Origin of the sequence: uncultured Varibaculum sp. (assembly GCF_902489465.1) — a bacterium.
Lineage (GTDB): Bacteria > Actinomycetota > Actinomycetes > Actinomycetales > Actinomycetaceae > Varibaculum.
Genome location: NZ_CABTZZ010000036.1, coordinates 1 through 17,948, shown reverse-complemented (window position 1 = coordinate 17,948; position 17,948 = coordinate 1). Strand labels below are relative to the sequence as shown.

Annotated in this window: 16 protein-coding genes; all 16 read left to right on the top strand. The window is 54.5% G+C overall.

What is annotated here, in order from left to right:
- The coding region (locus tag RDM26_RS06865; RefSeq protein ID WP_374041825.1) for an NAD(P)/FAD-dependent oxidoreductase at nucleotides 1–478 on the top strand (478 nt) is incomplete at its 5' end.
- Between the two features lie 103 nt (nucleotides 479–581).
- Nucleotides 582–950: an NADH-quinone oxidoreductase subunit A gene (gene ndhC / locus RDM26_RS06860; RefSeq protein ID WP_024059900.1), complete on the top strand. Its 369-nt coding sequence runs from the start codon at nucleotides 582–584 to the stop codon at nucleotides 948–950.
- A 21-nt stretch (nucleotides 951–971) separates the two neighbouring features.
- Nucleotides 972–1,532 carry an NADH-quinone oxidoreductase subunit B gene (locus tag RDM26_RS06855; protein WP_024059899.1) on the top strand — a complete coding sequence of 187 codons (561 nt, stop codon included), beginning with the start codon at nucleotides 972–974 and terminating at the stop codon, nucleotides 1,530–1,532.
- Nucleotides 1,533–1,630: 98 nt separating this feature from the next.
- Entirely contained in the window at nucleotides 1,631–2,281 is a 651-nt protein-coding gene (locus RDM26_RS06850) for an NADH-quinone oxidoreductase subunit C (protein ID WP_307738246.1), read from the top strand.
- On the top strand, nucleotides 2,282–3,652 hold the full coding sequence (locus RDM26_RS06845) for an NADH-quinone oxidoreductase subunit D (RefSeq protein WP_307738244.1): 1,371 nt from the start codon (nucleotides 2,282–2,284) through the stop codon (nucleotides 3,650–3,652).
- Nucleotides 3,652–4,446 (top strand): NADH-quinone oxidoreductase subunit NuoE, encoded by a 795-nt coding sequence (gene nuoE, locus RDM26_RS06840; protein ID WP_307738243.1) that lies wholly within the window; start codon nucleotides 3,652–3,654, stop codon nucleotides 4,444–4,446. The genes RDM26_RS06845 and nuoE overlap by 1 nt, the downstream gene beginning before the upstream one ends.
- Nucleotides 4,443–5,756, top strand: coding sequence for an NADH-quinone oxidoreductase subunit NuoF (nuoF, locus tag RDM26_RS06835; RefSeq protein WP_307738242.1), 1,314 nt, complete (start codon nucleotides 4,443–4,445; stop codon nucleotides 5,754–5,756). Before nuoE ends, nuoF begins: the two co-directional genes overlap by 4 nt.
- The gene (locus RDM26_RS06830) at nucleotides 5,753–8,356 is read left to right on the top strand and encodes an NADH-quinone oxidoreductase subunit G (RefSeq protein WP_307738241.1); all 2,604 of its coding nucleotides are present in this window, start codon (nucleotides 5,753–5,755) and stop codon (nucleotides 8,354–8,356) included. Before nuoF ends, RDM26_RS06830 begins: the two co-directional genes overlap by 4 nt.
- A complete protein-coding gene (gene nuoH, locus RDM26_RS06825) occupies nucleotides 8,353–9,702 on the top strand; it encodes an NADH-quinone oxidoreductase subunit NuoH (RefSeq protein WP_307738240.1) in 1,350 nt (449 codons plus the stop codon). The genes RDM26_RS06830 and nuoH overlap by 4 nt, the downstream gene beginning before the upstream one ends.
- Nucleotides 9,695–10,348: an NADH-quinone oxidoreductase subunit NuoI gene (nuoI, locus tag RDM26_RS06820; protein ID WP_307738239.1), complete on the top strand. Its 654-nt coding sequence runs from the start codon at nucleotides 9,695–9,697 to the stop codon at nucleotides 10,346–10,348. Before nuoH ends, nuoI begins: the two co-directional genes overlap by 8 nt.
- A complete protein-coding gene (locus RDM26_RS06815) occupies nucleotides 10,345–11,370 on the top strand; it encodes an NADH-quinone oxidoreductase subunit J (RefSeq protein ID WP_307738238.1) in 1,026 nt (341 codons plus the stop codon). Before nuoI ends, RDM26_RS06815 begins: the two co-directional genes overlap by 4 nt.
- Entirely contained in the window at nucleotides 11,370–11,669 is a 300-nt protein-coding gene (gene nuoK / locus RDM26_RS06810) for an NADH-quinone oxidoreductase subunit NuoK (RefSeq protein WP_022864652.1), read from the top strand. The genes RDM26_RS06815 and nuoK overlap by 1 nt, the downstream gene beginning before the upstream one ends.
- Nucleotides 11,670–11,684: 15 nt before the next feature.
- Nucleotides 11,685–13,685 (top strand): NADH-quinone oxidoreductase subunit L, encoded by a 2,001-nt coding sequence (nuoL, locus tag RDM26_RS06805; RefSeq protein WP_307738237.1) that lies wholly within the window; start codon nucleotides 11,685–11,687, stop codon nucleotides 13,683–13,685.
- Between the two features lie 19 nt (nucleotides 13,686–13,704).
- Nucleotides 13,705–15,270, top strand: coding sequence for an NADH-quinone oxidoreductase subunit M (locus RDM26_RS06800; RefSeq protein WP_307738236.1), 1,566 nt, complete (start codon nucleotides 13,705–13,707; stop codon nucleotides 15,268–15,270).
- A gap of 5 nt (nucleotides 15,271–15,275) precedes the next feature.
- Entirely contained in the window at nucleotides 15,276–16,853 is a 1,578-nt protein-coding gene (gene nuoN / locus RDM26_RS06795) for an NADH-quinone oxidoreductase subunit NuoN (RefSeq protein ID WP_307738245.1), read from the top strand.
- Complete coding sequence (locus RDM26_RS06790; protein WP_307738235.1) at nucleotides 16,850–17,860, top strand: polyprenyl synthetase family protein; 1,011 nt, start codon at nucleotides 16,850–16,852, stop codon at nucleotides 17,858–17,860. Before nuoN ends, RDM26_RS06790 begins: the two co-directional genes overlap by 4 nt.
- The last annotated feature ends 88 nt before the right edge of the window (nucleotides 17,861–17,948 follow it).

The following is a 17,948-nucleotide window of genomic DNA, read 5'->3' as shown; positions in this document are numbered from 1 at the left end:
CGAATGGATCCTATCTGAAGAAAACTTGGTCGAGCCCCTTCGGTCTCCCACCTTTCCAATTACATTCAAGCAAAAGACGGCATACGAAAATGGACTACTTTTGGTCGGTGATGCCGCCGGAATGGTATCTCCTTTCAACGGGGAAGGAATCGCCCCGGGGATGTTCGCCGGACGGCGCGCCGCTGACGCTTTAATCCAGGCACTGGGACGTACCTCGCGTGGACAAGCAGAACTGGCCCTTCGAGAATACCCTCGTGACCTGCAAGATCAATACGGGGGTTACTACAGTTTGGGTCGCGTGTTTGTGCGCCTGATCGAGAATCCCAAAATTATGCATGCCTGTACCAAGTACGGGTTGGATAAACCGGCGCTGATGCGATTTGTCCATAAGATGCTTTCTGATGGTTATGAACGCCGCGGCGGAGTAGCCTCCGACAAGATGCTGCGAATTCTGACTAAGGTGGTAATACCGTCATGAAGCACAACGGTCAGAAAGAACAACCGAACCGGAATCTAACCGGAAACTACAGCAGTAACTTCGCCATAGCTGGCGGAGCGGATAAAAAGGATGTGGAGGCCAAATGAGTCCATCGGCATCACTGTTAATCATGGGTGCGGTCGCGATTGTGCTGGCCGTCGGCGGTCTGGTACTGTCGGCAGTTCTCGGCCCGGGGCGCAAAACCCGCACCAAACTGGCGACTTATGAATGCGGGATTGATCCCAATGTTCACGAGGACGCCCGCGGACGTTTCCCGATTAAGTACTACTTGATTGCGATGACGTTCATTGTCTTCGACGTGGAAATGGTGTTCCTATACCCGTTCGCGGTATCAATCGGGCATTTTGGTCAAGTGATGGCCATTCCGGTATTGATCGACATCCTACTGTTCATTGTGTTGGTGCTGGTGCCCTATATTTATGAATGGCGCCGCGGCGGACTGGACTATTAAGAGAGGTACAGGAGGTACAGCATGTCTTTTGATAATGAGCTGCCGGCAGGAGTCGCCCTCACTAGCCTAGACAAGTTTATGGGTCTTAACCGTAAAGCTAGTGTCTGGCCGGTGACTATGGGGCTGGCCTGCTGCGCTATCGAAATGATGGCCACCGGCACCCCGCGCTTTGATATTTCCCGTTTCGGGATGGAAGTTTTCCGTGCCTCTCCGCGGCATGCTGATCTGATGATCGTATCGGGCAGGGTTTCCTGGAAGATGGCGCCGATTATCCGCAACTGTTACGATGCCATGCCGGAGCCTAAATGGGTTATTTCCATGGGTGCCTGTGCTTCCTCCGGCGGGGTATTCAACAACTATGCGGTAGTGCAAGGCTGCGACCACGTGGTGCCCGTTGATGTCTATCTGCCCGGATGCCCCCCGCGTCCCGAAGCCCTAATCCACGCGATTATGGTGCTGTGGGATCAGATCCACTACCGCACTCCTATTACTCAAAAAGAACGGCTGGAGATCGCCCGTAAAGCCGAAAAGGCGGCCTTGGAAGCGACTCCTACCTCCCAGATGAAAGGACTGTTGGCGTGAGCGAAGACGACAAGACAGTAGTCCTCCATTCCGATGTTGAGGACGGGCCAGTAGCGGTCGAGGTAACCGCTCCGCGCGGTTTTACGGCCGGCTCAGATATGGGTACCCGCCACGGTCTGTTCGGGGTACACGATGACGGTGACACCACCGGTTTCACTGAATTGCAATTGCGTCGCCAGATGCCGGCTGAAAGCGGACGTCCCTATGGCTCTTGGTTCGATGAAGTTGTGGATATTTTAGAAGAGCTTATCGAACAGTCTGACCTGGAAATAGCGCAGGTAATCGAGCGGGTAGTAGTTGATAATGATGAACTGACTATTTTCATCGCCCGCGAGCACCTGCCGCAAGTCGCCAGATGGCTCCGCGACGATCAAGATCTGCGTTTCGAGCTGTGCCTTGGGGTCAACGGTGTGCACTATCCGCATGACACGGGGAAAGAGCTGCACGCTGCCTATATGCTCTTTTCCGCAACCCACAACCGCCAGCTGCGCATAGAAGTTACCTGCCCGGAATCTGATCCTCGGATTCCCTCGGTGGTAGCTACCTACCCAGGAAATGACTGGTGGGAGCGAGAAACCTGGGATCTGATGGGAATTATCTTTACCGGTCATCCCGGTCTGACCAGAACTGCTTTACCCGACGACTGGGTAGGACATCCGCAGCGGAAAGACTATCCGTTAGGCGGTATCCCGGTGCAATTTAAGGGCGCGACAGTTCCGCCCGCCGATTCTCGGAGGTCATACAGCTAAATGAAATACACTGACGAAAAGAACAGCCCCCTGCTCCGAGCTGCCGGTCCTGCCCTCGACAGTCTAGTAACCGAGGACACTCCGCAATACGATCTGCATGGCGGAGACTGGGAAGAAATGGCCTCCGAAGTCGAAAAACTCGCCAATGAGCGGGTGGTGATGAATATCGGCCCGGTTCACCCCTCGACCCACGGGGTGTTGCGCCTGATTGCGGAACTCGATGGAGAATACGTTCGCGATGTACGGGTGGGAACCGGATACTTGCATACCGGTATCGAAAAGAACATGGAATACCGCACCTGGACGCAGGGCGTAACCTACTGCACCCGGATGGATTATGTAGCCCCATTCTTCCAGGAAGTCGCCTACTGCCTGGCAGTAGAAAAACTTCTAAAGAAAACCGCAGAAATCCCGGAGCGGGCAAACCTAATCCGCATCCTGATGATGGAGTTAAACCGGATTGCCTCACATATAGTGGCCATTGCTACCGGCGGTAATGAGCTGGGCGCCACCACCATGATGACCATCGGGTTCAGAGGACGCGAAGAAATCCTGCGGATCTTCGAACAGATCACCGGTTTGCGTATGAACCACGCCTATATCCGTCCCGGTGGGGTGGCACAAGATTTGCCGCCTGGGTGCACCGATTATATTCGTGATCTGCTCCCCAAGACCCGCCGTGATATCAACGAGCTGCAGGATCTGACTTTGCAGAACCCGATCTTTAAGGCTCGTTTTTGCGATGTAGCTGTTTTGCCTTTATCGGGGCATATGGCGATGTCTATGACCGGTCCTTCCGTGAGGGCAGCCGGATATCCCCTGGATATGCGGAAGATGCAGCCCTATTGTGGATACGAAAACTTCGAGTTCGATGTTCCCGTAGCTAACCAGTCCGATGCCTATAACCGGACTGTGGTTCGCTTCGACGAATGTTATGAATCCTTGAAGATTATCTACCAGGTACTGGATCGCCTTGATGAAACCGAGGGCGAACCGGTCATGATTTCCGATCCGCAAATCAAATGGCCCGCACAGCTGAGCGTAGGTACCGATGGCCAAGGTAACTCTCCCGAACACATCAAAGAGATCATGGGTAACTCCATGGAGTCCCTGATTCAACATTTCAAGTTGGTGACCGAAGGCTTTAGAGCACCGGTTGGCCAGGCCACGCAGCTGGTGGAACACGCTAAAGGCGTAATGGGGGTACACGTGGTCTCGGATGGGGGCACTCGTCCCTATCGGGCGCACTTCCGTGACCCCAGCTTTGCTAACCTGCAGTCCTTATCCTTGATGGCACAAGGCGGTACGATCTCTGACTTGATTGTGGCGCTCGCCAGTGTGGATCCCGTCCTGGGAGGTGTCGATCGCTAATGAGTTTTTACGATTTTGAGGTCGAGCAAAAGTTCCGTGCAGAAGCAGCGGAAATTATTGCTCGCTATCCACAGGGGCACGAACGCAGCGCTATGATTCCGTTGCTGCACCTAGTGCAGAGCATTGACGGATACGTCACCGCCAACGGCATCGGGCTAATCGCCGATATTCTTAACTGCCAACGGGCGGAAGTCAGCGCGGTTGCCACCTTCTATACCCAGTTCAAACGGCACCCTAACGGCGAATATACCGTGGGGGTATGCACTAACGCCCTCTGCGCCGTCCTCGGAGGGGATAACATCATGGAGACTTTAGAAAAAGAACTAGAGGTCGGAAATGATGAGACTACCGCTGACGGCAAGATTACTCTCGAGGCACTCGAATGCAATGCTGGCTGCGACTATGCGCCGGTAGTTATGGTTAACTGGGAGTTCTTCGATAATCAGACTCCCGAATCAGCGGTGCAATTGGTGCGCGATATTAAAGCTGGAAAACCGGTGCATCCCACGCGAGGATCCGAGGTGGCTCCTACTTTCAAAGAAGCCAGCCGGATTTTGGCCGGATTCCCTAATCCCGAGACTGCAAATCAGGGCGTGGCTGCCGGTCCCGCCAGTTTGTGGGGACTAAAAGTAGCCGAAGAACAAGGTATGCAAGCCCCTGACCTCGGTCAGTTTGGAGAACCTGAAGTCGCACAGGCTGGGGATACATCTTCGGGTGCAGCTGCTAATGAGGCCGGAAAAGATCCGGTCGGCAAGGAGCATTCCTCTGCTGATCATAAGGAGGCGGACAAGTGAGCGAAAACGGAAAGTCTGAGATCCGCCGGGTTCCGCTGACCCCGATTATCACTAAACAGTATCGGGAGCCGGAGAGCTGGACGCTGCAGGCCTACCAGAAAACTGGCGGTTACGCCGGCCTGGAAAAAGCCAAGCAAATGGAACCGGCGCAAATTCTGGATGCAGTCAAGCAAGCCGGCGTGCGCGGACGTGGTGGTGCCGGTTTCGGTACTGGTCTGAAATGGTCGTTCCTGCCGCCTGATGACGGCGGTCCGCGTTACCTGACCGTTAACTGTGACGAATCAGAGCCGGGTACCTGCAAAGATATCCCGATGATTTTGGCTAACCCGCACGCGGTTATCGAAGGGGTGGCGATCACCTGCTTGGCTATCGGTTGCGATCACGCTTTTATCTATATCCGTGGCGAAGTCGTTCACGCCTATAACCGTCTGCTAGTGGCCATTAAGGAGGCCGAAGATGCCGGATTATTGGGTGATCTGAAGTTGATTGCCCACGCCGGTGCCGGCGCCTATATCTGCGGAGAAGAAACCGCACTGCTGGATTCTCTAGAGGGCAAGCGGGGTCACCCCCGTTTGAAACCGCCCTTCCCGGCAGTCAAGGGGCTCTATGCTCGACCTACGGTAATTAACAACGCCGAAACCATTGCCCAAGTATCCACGGTGTTCCGTAATTCGGCGGAATGGTACGCCTCAATGGGGCAAGATAAATCCCTCGGTTACGGCATGTTTAACCTGTCTGGTCACATTAAACATCCGGGTCTATATGAGGCACCGTTTGGGATTACCATGCGCGAGCTGCTGGAATACTCCGGCGGGATTCGCGAGGGGCACGCCTTAAAGTTCTATACCCCGGGTGGATCCTCGACTCCACTATTTACTCCCGATGACTTAGATGTTCCCTTAACTTACGAGGACGTGGCCGCCTCGGGATCGATGCTGGCAACCCGCGCCCTGCAGGTCTTTGATGACACTACTTCCGTAGTACGGGTGATTAGCCGTTGGACTGATTTCTACCAGCATGAATCCTGCGGTAAATGCACCCCGTGCCGTGAGGGTACCTATTGGATGAAACAGATAATGCACCGCTTAGAGGCCGGCAAAGGTCAAGAGGGCGATGTAGACCTGCTTTACGATATTGCCGGCAATATCGCCGGACGCAGCTTCTGCGCCCTCGGTGATGCAGCGGCTACCCCGGTGCGTAGCGGAATCGATAAATTCCGCGAAGAGTTCGAGGCCGGATATACGACTCCCTGGTGGGAGGCATTCCCGCCCGCTGCCTCGGAGGTTTTTAATAAAGGAGGCGCCCTGTGAGTGAGCAAGTCCAAATCAATATTGACGGCCAGGACATTGAGGTCGCTAAAGGTACACTGCTAATTCGCGCAGCCGAAAAACTAGGAATTCATATTCCGCGGTTCTGTGACCATCCGCTACTAGATCCGGCAGGAGCCTGCCGGCAGTGCCTGGTAGAGGTGGCGATGCCGGGACGTGATGGGGTGGTTCGCCCTATGCCCAAGCCCCAGCCAGCCTGCACTATGACCGCGATGGCCGGGATGGAGATAAAAACTGCCGCGACTTCGGAAGTAGCGGAGAAAGCCGAACACGGGATTACCGAATTCCTGTTGATTAACCACCCCTTGGATTGCCCGATTTGCGATAAGGGCGGGGAATGCCCACTGCAAAATCAAGCCATGTCGCATGGCACTTTGCATACCCGCTTCAGTGATGAAAAGCGACTGTGGCCAAAACCGGTAGAGCTAACTAGCCAAATTCTGATTGACCGGGAACGCTGCGTACTATGTCAGCGTTGTGTACGGTTCGCTAACCAGATTGCAGGTGACTCTTTCATCGCCTTGCAAGGACGCGGGGGCGGTTCCTCGCCTCGTGACGATCATGATTTCATGGGTGAAAACATAGGTGCCTTTGACCAGGAAATCTTGGGGATTTCCCATTCTGAGGGTGCAGATTCGCATTTGCGTCTAGACCCTGGCGCTGAAGCGCTTTCGGATTCTCACGGTAAACCTGCTCCGCTTTCCTCCCCGGCTGCCATTGGCGCCGGCGTGGACGAGAAAGACCAGGCAGGTAGACTGTTTAGCTCTTACTTCTCGGGCAATATCATTCAGATCTGTCCGGTAGGGGCACTGACCTCAAAGCGTTATCGCTTCCGGGCGCGGCCTTTCGATTTGGTTTCCACCCGGGGAGTCACCGAGCAGGACGCTTCTGGTTCTGCTTTGCGCACCGATATTCGTCGCGGAACTATCACCCGACGGCTAGCGCAAAAGGATCTGGAAGTAAACGAAGAGTGGATCACCGATAAAGATCGCTTTGGTTACCAGTGGCAATTCCAACCTTCCCGGATTAAAACTCCACTGGTGCGCGAGGACGGCAAACTGGTTCCCACCTCTTGGTCGGATGCTTTTGATCGTGCTGCGAAGGGACTGGCAGCAGCCGGGAAAGGCAAAGTTGGTTTCCTGCCCGGTGGCAGGCTAACTTTTGAGGACGCCTACACCTGGTCCAAGTTTGCTCGCGTTGTTTGTGGAACTAACGATATTGATCAGCGCACCCGCGCGGCTGGCCGGGAAGAAGAATCTTTCTTAGGCGCCTATTTTGCGGGTGCAGGAATGCCAGTAACCTACTCTGACCTGGAAAAAGCCGGTCAAGTGCTATTGGTTGGTTTCGAACCTGAGGACGAATGCGGTTCCGTATTCCTGCGGTTACGTAAAGGGGTACGCTCCGGAAGCGTAAAGGTAGCCACAGTGGCACCTTTCGCCTCTCCCTCCTCGGTAAAGACTGGCGCCACAGTACTGTTTGCAGCTCCCGGAACTGAGCCGGAAGTAGTAGCCAATGTAAAAGCTGAGGCCGAAGGAGACTTTGGTACAGTTTTTGCCGGCCTGCAAGGCGAAGACGCAGTAATCGTAGTTGGCGAACGTGCTGGTACCGTTCCGGGCTTACTAGCAGCAGTTAATAATTTGGCTGCTCGCAGTGGAGCGCGGCTAGCTTGGATTCCGCGCCGCAGCGGCGAACGTGGGGGAGTAGAAGCCGGCACTTTACCCGGCTTGTTGCCCTTTGGACGCGATGCACGGGATGCAGAAGCCCGCAGTGATCTAGCGGCTGCTTGGAATGCGCAACTGCCAGATACGCCTGGACGTGACACGCAGAAGATTCTAGAGGGCGCCTGCTCTGGGGAACTGTCTGCTCTGGTGCTCGGTGGTCTAGACTTGCGCGACCTGCCAGATCAAAACTTAGCGCAGAAAGCCTTAGCTGCGGCCTCGTTCGTAGTTTCCCTGGAAGTTAATCTCACGCCGGCCGCCCAAGCAGCGGACGTAGTCTTCCCGGTGGCGCCAGTTTCGGAGAAACCCGGTACCTTTATTAACTGGGAAGGGCGCTTACGTCCCTTTGGACAAGCCTTGGTTTCCCAAGACATGCCGGACTGGGAAGTATTAAACAAGCTAGCCCAAGTGATGGGGGTGGAATTGGGGATCGATTCCCTGAAGTCCCTTTACGCGGAAGCTAATGAGCTTATGGACTGGGATGGCAAACGGGTAGCGTTCGAAGGTGCCACCCCTGCTGAGTTGATAACTCCCCCCAATAAGCAAGTGGTGATCACTTGCCATAAGACTCAGATTGATGAAGGTCTTTTGCAGGTGGGAGCCACCGATATGCAAGCGGCTGGGCGTGCTTCGTTTGCGCGTATCAGCCCGGAAACTGCGCAAGAGTTTGGTATCCAAGATGGCGGCGCTATCAGCCTGAGAACGGACAGGGGACAAATCCAGCTACCCGTGGTACTAACCAAAATGCCACAGCGTGTGGTGTGGGTGCCCGAATGCTCAGCCGGCTCACACGTGTATGAATCTTTGGGCGTCACCAGTGGCGCCTTAGTCCAGTTAGAGCCCAATGCGGAGGTGCAGCAGTGAATACCACAATCCTGCTAAGCGCAAGTAGTACTGGTGCCGCTGATTTCAGTAATGACACCTGGTGGATATCCTTAATCAAGGCGGTATTCATCGTGGCATGGCTGATTATCAGTGTGATCATGGCCCTGTGGGTGGAAAGGCGCGGCCTGGGGCGGATTCAGACCCGGCCAGGACCGAATGTTCACGGTCCACTGGGGCTTTTCCAGGCGCTAGCCGATGCCGTCAAGCTACTAACTAAAGAGGATATCTTTAAACGGAATGTAGACAAGGTGCTTTATCTACTGGCACCGGTTATCACCGCCGCCTGTGCCTTCTGCATCTACGCGGTAATTCCTTTCGGCCCCGATCTGCATTTTGGGAGTTTTTCGACTCCTATGCAGCTGACCGATTCTAATGTGGCGGTGCTTTATATGCTTGCCGTTGCGGGATTAGGAGTTTACGGCATTATCCTCGGCGGTTGGGCGTCCAACGGGCACCTGCCGCTTTATGGTGCGACCCGCTCCGCCGCCCAGGTGATCAGCTACGAACTGGCAATGGGAATGTCTCTGGTATCAGTGTTCGTAGTTTCCGGTTCCATGAAAACCTCGGAGATTGTGGCTGCGCAAAGCCCCATGTGGTGGTGCGTCGCCCTCTTCCCCGCTTTCGTAATCTACGTGATTTCGATGATGGGCGAAGTTAACCGTTTGCCTTTCGACCTGCCTGAATGTGAAGGTGAGATCGTAGCCGGGCATATGACCGAGTACTCCTCGATGAAGTTCGCCTGGTTCTACCTGGCGGAATACATCAACATGTTTAACGTATCGGGGATCTGCGTGACGCTGTTCCTGGGTGGTTGGCGTTTCCCCGGTGGGGATGCGATTCTCGGGGGCGCGCTCAACAGCGGACTTTGGCCATTCCTGTGGTTTGGAATCAAAGTTTGGGCGGTCATGTGGTTCATGATTTGGGTACGTGGCACCTTGCTGCGGGTTCGCTATGACCAGTTAATGATGCTCGGTTGGAAGATTTTGCTGCCGGTATCGATCGCCTGGATGGTAGTGGTGGTCGTGATGCGGGTAGTTACCGTATACGGAATTGGCAGTATTTCGCAAAGGATGATGGCGATTGCGGCAGTCTTTATAGTTGCCCTTATCATTATTTGGATAACCGGGGGCAAGGCCGATCGCAAAGCCCTGGAAAAGCAAGCACAAAAGGAAGCCGCAGCCAGCGAGCCCTTTGACGCTTTCAAAGGCGGATACCCGGTGCCGCCTCTGCCTGGGCAAGTACTACCTCCCAGTCCGCGTGCCGTAGTGCGGGCAAGTACCAGGGAAGATTACCTGGTAGCCAACGAAGGGGAATCAAATGAGTAAACGTAATCCCAACAGGGAAGATATGAGCTTTGAGCCCGATGAAAAGGGTGCGTTAGGCGAGTTTTTCGCTCCCGTAGCTGGATTCGGAGTTACTTTCCGCTCTTTCTTCCGTCCCACGGTAACTGAGCAATACCCCTACGAGGCTCCGCATGTGCAACCGCGGTTTCACGGCCGCCATCAGCTGAACCACTATCCCGATGGCTTGGAGAAATGCATCGGATGTGAACTGTGTGCCTGGGCATGTCCCGCGGATGCCATCTATGTAGAGGCCGCAGCCAATGCTCCCGAGGCGCAGTATTCGCCCGGGGAGCGTTACGGCAGGGTTTACCAAATCAACTATTTACGTTGTATTTTCTGCGGAATGTGTATTGAAGCTTGCCCCACGCGAGCTTTGACGATGAGTAACGACTTTGAGATGGCGGATTACCATCGCGAAACTATGATCTACGAGAAAGATCAGATCCTGGCTCCTCTCGAGGACGGGATGCTTGCCGCTCCCCACCCCATGGTGGAAGGAACCACCGATGGTGATTATTACCGAGGGAAGGTGACCGGTGTGACCCAGGCGCAACGTGATTGGGTTGCCGAGCACCGTCCAGAAGATCCGACTCTTACCCAGTCCGGGGTTAAGGAGGTTCAGCAATGACATTGCTAGCCCAAGCCGCAGCTACAGATTTTAGTACGGGACAAACCGTATTCTTCTGGGTCACGGCAGTAATCATGGTGGCGCTAGCGCTCGGCGTGCTGTTTTGCCGAACCGCAGTTCACTCTGCGGTATGTATGGTGGGGGTAATGCTCTGCCTAGCAATGATGTACGCCTCGCAGGGAGCCTACTTTATTGGGGTGGTGCAAGTAGTGGTCTATACCGGCGCAGTCATGACCTTGATACTGTTCATTATCATGATGGTGGGGGTCGCTGCCTCGGATAACTATCTGCGTACTCGCCGTTTCTTGCGTTGGAGCGCAATTTGTGCGGGCGCTTTCGGAGCGATTTTTGTGGCAGTTATGCTACTCAAGGCCTATCTACCGAAGTTTGGTCAAGTTCCGGATATGCCCACTGCCTCACCGCAAGGTGGCACCGATTCTAACCCGGTCAAGATCGCGATGAGCCTGTTCACCGAGCATATTTACACTATGGAAGTCATCGGCTGTCTGTTGATCATCGCGGTAGTCGCGGCGGTTTCGCTAACTCACGGGGACCGTCTCCATAAGCTGTTTAAACAGCCAGAGACGGCGCAGGCTCGGATGGAAGATTACGCTAAACGGGGTATTCATCCCGGTCAGCAGCCGGCCGCGGGTGTTTATCAAACTACTAACGCCACTGACACTCCCAACATTTCGGGAGAGGATCAACGTCCGATCGTCAACTCGGTTTCCGCGGCGTTGCGTGCCCGTAACGCTGACCGCTCGCTGGGTGAAGCTGCACCGCACTTGGTAGAGAAGATTCGAGCCGACCTCGGGGCGAACCCCGCGCAAGGGGTGCACTCTACTGCGGCCTCGAAAGCAGTCGCTAAATCTGGAGCCTGGGGGATGGCCGGACAAGATGCGCCTAGTGGGTTGAACTCCCCTAAGACCCGGGTAGTCACCCCCAAGATTGAGGGAGCGCCTCCCAGCGATCCGCCGGCAGCATCCAAACTGGATGCCTCACAAACGGAGGTCAGTGAATAATGTCTTTGACTTCATATCTAGTATTGGCAGTCATACTCTTCTTCATCGGTGCGGTGATCGTTTTAACCCGTCACTCGGCAGTCATCGCCCTGATGGGAGTGGAATTGATGCTGAACTCCTGTAACTTGATGCTGGTGACTTTCTCCAATATGCATCAAAACATTGAAGGGCAAGTGATGGCCTTCTTCGTCATGGTGGTAGCCGCGGCAGAAGTGGTGGTAGGCCTGGCGATCATCGTCTCGATCTTTAGGACGCGGCGTTCGACCTCAGTCGATGAAGTGCGTTTGATGGGACGCTAGGGGGTATAGAAAGTAATGAACTCGTTGTTGCTAAATACCGCGGCAGAACAAATGGCAAATGTGTCGGCTACGGGACTAGCGGAATACGCGTGGCTAATGGTGGCGATTCCACTGTTATCTTCCGGTTTCCTGCTGGTATGTGGTCGGGCTACCGATAAATGGGGACACTGGTTGGCAGTTGTTGCCTCCTGGAGTTCTTTCCTGATCGGCTTTATTATTTTCTGCCAAATGATCGGGCAGGCACCAGCTGAAAGATCGGTTTTATCTCCGGTGTTTACCTGGTTTAAGGCCGGAGGCGGAAATGAGACCATTGAGCTTTCCTGGAATCTACTCCTGGATCCGCTCTCGATGACTTTTGTACTGCTGGTTACTTTTGTGGGTTCTTTGATCCACGTATATTCCGTGGCCTATATGGAACACGATCCGGATCGGCGACGTTTCTTCGCCTACTTGAACTTCTTTGTGGCCTCGATGCTGACGCTGGTGCTTTCGGATTCCTATGTGGCGTTGTTCTTCGGTTGGGAGGGCGTCGGCCTGGCATCCTACCTGTTGATTGGCTTCTGGAATCACGAACTAGCCAATGCGGTAGCAGCTAAGAAAGCCTTCGTAATGAACCGGGTAGGTGACCTAGGTCTGTTGCTTGCCATGATGGCCATGTACGCGGAATTCAATTCCATGAAGTTCGTCGATGTACTGGGAGCTTCTCGCTCTGGGGATATGACCGCTGGTTGGGCTACCGCCATCGGGCTGTTCTTGCTACTGGCTGCTTGCGGTAAATCCGCGCAGTTCCCGCTGCAAGCCTGGCTCGGCGACGCCATGGCCGGCCCCACCCCAGTGTCGGCACTAATCCACGCGGCTACCATGGTTACCGCCGGTGTGTACTTGATTGTGCGTTCTGGGGCTATCTTTGTGGCCTCCCCGACTGCCCAGCTCTGTGTGGCAATCGTCGGTGCGATTACCTTGTTGTTCGGAGCAATCGTGGGTTGCGCCAAGGACGATATGAAGAAGGTTCTGGCTGCGTCCACTATGTCCCAGATCGGTTACATGATGTTGGGTGCCGGTTTGGGGCCCATCGGATGGACACTGGCTATCTTCCACCTGTTCGTACATGGATTCTTCAAAGCCCAATTGTTCCTGGGTGCCGGCTCGGTAATGCACGCTATGAACGAGCAAGTAGATATGCGCCGGTTCGGCGGTCTGCGTACGGTGATGAAGGTTTCCTGGATCTGTTTCGGTATAGCCTGGCTGGCGATCTTGGGGATTCCCCCGTTCTCGGGTTTCTTCTCCAAAGAACCGATTATCGCAGCTGCCTTTAACTCGGCGGCATTTGGAACCACCGGGGCTTGGATCTTCGGGTTGATAGCCATGGTGGGCGCGGGAATCACTTCATTCTATATGTCGCGGCTGTTCTTCATGATTTTCCATGGAGAAAAGCGGTGGACAACCGAGTTTGACGGTGGCAGCGATGTGCATCCGCACGAAGCTTCCTGGTTGATGAACGGACCGATTGTGGTGCTGTCAGTATTCTCGCTGGCCATGGGGATGGTTTTAGGATTCACCGAGAAGTTCACCCAGTGGCTCGAGCCAGTTACTGGCACTGCAGCCGCTACGGAAAACGCTTCGGTTTCGGTGCTATCCCACGCCGCGATTTCGGTAATCACCTTGATCCTGGTTCTTTGCGGGCTGGCCTTGGCGTTCGTAATGTACGTCCGCAAGCCGGTACCGAAAGTTGCTCCGGCCTCCAACGCTCTGGTGGAAGCAGCCCGAGTGGATCTGTATCAGGACACCGTTAACGAGTCGGTCGCCATGCTACCGGCACAACTACTTACTGTCGGTGTTGGGGGCGCTGACCGCGGCCTCATTGACGGCATCGTTCGGGGTATCGCCTGGTGTGCTGGGGCGCTAGGACGTGCCCTTAGCCATGTACAAAATGGCTACATTCGTACATACGCCAGTTACATTCTGGGTGGTGTGCTTTTAGCCCTGGTCCTAGTTGTCGGAAGCCAATTGGTTTAGGGGCAGGAGGAAAAGATAAATGGAAATTACAGTCTTGAACTCAACTTTCCCGGTGCTAACGCTGCTAGTACTGCTACCGGCGCTGGCGGCTTTAGCGTTGTGGTTGATAAAGCCTACTCGGATTGCCGCGAGGCAGATCGGTCTCGCAGTATCGGCCTTGGTTTTGCTAGGCACCATTTACTTGGCGCTGAATTTTGACTACGGTAAAGCGGCCGCCTACCAGTTCGCAGAAACTCACAGCTGGATTCGTGCTTTGGGAGTTTCTTGGGCGCTGGGGGTAAACGGCCTCGGACTGGCAATGCTAGTACTTTCGGCACTGCTCACTTTGATCGTGCTGATTGCTTCGGCTCGTGACCTAGAGGGCGAGAACACACCTTACGATGATGCCGGGTATGTGGGTCTTACCTTGGCAACCCTGGCATTTATGATGCTGATTTTTGCCGCTCGTGACGTATTCGTGTTCTACCTGGCGTTTGAAGCCATGCTAGTGCCCATGTTCTTCCTGATTGGGCGCTACGGAAATGGGGCAAAACGTAAAGCCGCAGCTATGAAGTTCCTGCTTTACTCCCTGGCCGGCGGACTGGTCATGCTAATCGGTATCGTGGGAATCTATGTTTATTCTCCGCTGGCCGCTGCCTCTAACGAGCAGCACGCTGGCCTTTACCTCATAGAGAACCTGGCCGGAAAGCTACAAGCTAGCCCCGGGGTAGAAATGGCGTTAATGATCAGCTTCTTTATTGCGTTCGCGGTCAAAGCGCCGATGGTGCCAGTACACACCTGGCTGGCAGACACCGCCGAGAATGCCCGTCCGGGAACCTCTGCGCTGCTAGTAGGAATCCTGGATAAAATCGGTACTTTCGGGATGATCACTTTGTGTTTGACCATCTTCCCGAATGCCTCCCGGCGAGCCGCCTTGGCTTTCATTATCCTGGCGGTGATCTCCGTAATCTGGGGTTCACTGGCGGCTTTGGCGCAAAAGGATCTAATGCGTCTGATTTCCTTCACCTCGGTAGCTCACTTTGGCTTGATGGTGCTGGGTATCTATGTTGGCAACACCGTGGCGCTGGCTGGTGCCATGGTTTATATGGTGGCGCACGGCCTATCGATCGCCGGTATGTTCCTGATTGGCGGATTCCTTACTGAGCGGGGACATAGCCAAGACATTGAGGCTTACGGCGGTATGCAACGGGTGACCCCGCTGATTGCCGGTACCTTCTTAATCTCCGGATTAGCCGCCATTGCCTTGCCCGGTCTGTCTGGTTTCGTGCCGGAGCTGATGGTACTGATTGGTACCTTCCGCCTCTATCAGTGGGCAGCAGCGCTCTGCTTGGTGGGAGTAGTCGCGGGCGCGGTTTATGTGCTTTTGCCTTATCAAAAGATTTTCACCGGGAAGGCTCCGGAGCATCGTAAGTCGATTAAGGATTTGGACAACCGGGAACGTTGGGGAGTGGCTGCCCCGCTGATTGTGCTGATGCTGGTGATTGGTTTGCATCCACAACCGTTGGTTGATCCGATGTCACAGGTTGCTCAAAAGGTGATTGTCACCCAGGATGTGGCGTTTCAAGTAGAAGGGACCGGAAAGTGAGCTTAATGAACGCTACCGTGATTAATGACTTTAGCGAGCTCGGTTTTAACTGGGCGCTAATGGCTCCGGTATTGGTGGTACTTTTTGGGGCAATCATCGGGATTCTGCTAGAGGCATTCGTACCCGCAAAACAGCGTTGGACCGTACAATGCACCTGGTCGATTGCAGTAGTCGCGGTTGCCCTGCTGGCCTTTGCGCCCTCATTCGGGGCCTTCGATCTGCAAACTGGTCAGCGGCTAGTACGCGGAGAGCTAATCGTGGATGGATTCTCCATGTTCTCCCAGCTGGTGATGCTGATTGTGGGTTTGCTGGCGCTGCTTCCGATGATTGATCGTACCGGAAATCGGGTTTCTGCTTTCGCCGGACAGCCCTCAGATATTCCTGGTTCTTTCCAAGAAGAACAGACTGAGAGACGTGGCTATCAGCGCAGCGAGGTGCTGCCGCTCAGCCTATTCTCCCTAGGGGGAATGATGCTGTTCCCCATGGCAAACTCGATGCTCACCTTGTTTGTGGCACTAGAGATTATTTCGCTGCCCCTATATGCGATGAGTGCCATGGCGCGTTACCGTCGCCTCCTCAGCCAGGAAGCTGCGCTTAAGTATTTCGTGCTGGGAGCCTTCGCTTCGGGATTTATGCTCATGGGTATGTCTTTGCTATACGGCTACTCCGGCTCCCTGCTGTTGGATCAGCTAGCATTAGCGATTCCTTATCGAGTAGCTTCTCCGGAACTGCTGATGACGGGTGCCGCCCTAATGATGGTGGGCTTGCTCTTCAAGATTGGTGCTGCTCCCTTCCATGCTTGGACCCCGGATGTGTATCAGGGTGCGCCTACCCCGGTGACTGGTTTCATGGCTGCGGGAGTTAAGGCGGCGGCATTCCTCGCGATGCTGCGCTTCTTCTCCACGGTGGTGGTACAGTTCGAGGCGAACTTCAAGCCCTTCTTGTGGACAGTCGCCATTTTGACCATGGCGGTCGGTACCTTCTTCGGTTTGGTGCAAGATAACATCAAACGGATGCTTGCCTACTCCTCGATTGCCCATGCCGGCTTTATTTTGATTGCCTTCACTAAGGGAGCCTTAAACGCTAATGGGGCAGTCCTGTTCTACCTATTGACCTACGGGATTGCCACCATTGGTGCCTTCGCGATCATCTACCTGGTTCGGGTTAGCAATGAGGACGGGGTCGCGACTGCGGAGCAACATTCCATGTCCGCTTGGGCTGGGTTCGGGAAAACCCATCCGGTGCTAGCAGGATGCATGATGCTCTTCTTGCTGTCTTTTGCCGGGATTCCGCTGACTGCCGGGTTCGTGGGTAAATTCCTAGCCTTTAGTGCTGGTGTACAAGGAGGGGCAACTGCGTTGGTTATTTGCGCAGTCATTGCTTCTGCGATTACTGCCTTCTACTATTTCCGCCTGGGTAAGATCATGTTCCTAGATCCGGTGGCAGAAAACACTACGGTAGCTCCGCATGCCGAGATCACTTATGTGGCGATAGGCATGTGTGCTCTCTTGACAGTGCTTCTGGGGATTTTCCCGGGATCAGTTCTCGATATTTTACAAAATACCGCTATTGTTATCCCGTGAGTAACTTGTCCCAGCCGCGTATCGAAGAGCTCGAAGATCAAATTTCCGATGGCCTGGCTCAGGTGGAGGAGCGCCTGAGCCAGGTACTATCAGATGACCGAGGGGTGCTTGACGATATTGTCGGGCATTTGGCGAAAGCCGGTGGCAAAAGAATGCGCCCCGGTTTGGTGCTCCTGTGTTCCCATCTGGGTGAGCGTCCTTCCTCTGAACAGATTCTGCGTGCCTGCGTGGTAGTTGAGCTTACCCATCTGGCTACTTTGTACCACGATGACGTAATGGATTCGGCTCCCACCAGACGCGGGGTGAATGCCGTGCAACGTGTGTGGGGTAATAACCGTGCGGTACTGGCAGGCGACTTAGTCTTTGCTCGTGCTTCACAAGTGGTTGCCACTTTAGGGCCGGACGCAGTGTTGCAGCATGCGGTAACTTTTGATCGTTTATGTCGCGGGCAATTGAACGAGACTTTCGGCCCGGAAGCAGGTCAAGATCCGGTGGAGTTTTATATTCAGGTGCTGGCGGATAAGACTGGTTCTTTGGTAGCGCAGTCGGCGCGCTTTGGCGCGGAGCTGTCCGGGGCTCCCGAGGCCGTGACGGAAGCGGTAGTCCAGTTCGGCGAAAAGATCGGGGTAGCGTTCCAGTTGGCCGATGACGTTATTGATCTGTCCTCTGATAGCGCAGATTCCGGGAAAACTCCGGGCACGGATTTGCGTGAAGGCGTAGATACTATGCCGATTTTGCTGCTGAGGCAGGACGCGGCGCGCGGAGTTCTCGATGAGGACGGGCAAAAGATTTTAGCGGAACTTAGCCGAGGTACATTGGTTAGCGAGGACGCGGCACTGGAACGGGTAGTGCAGATGCTGCGGGCACATTCGGTGCTGGAACGTACCCGGCAATTGGCTTTTTCTTGGTGCGAGGACGCGAAAGCAGCGATTGCTTTCCTTGAAGATAACGAAGTTAAAGCGGCGCTGGAAAAGTTTGCCGACACCTTGGTTGATCGCATCGCCTAAGTGCACTTGGCAGCTTCGCGCGGTTGACGTAAAGGGCGATTAACTACCTACTGGAAAAGCTACTGGAAAATTTCTTTTTCTAGTAGGT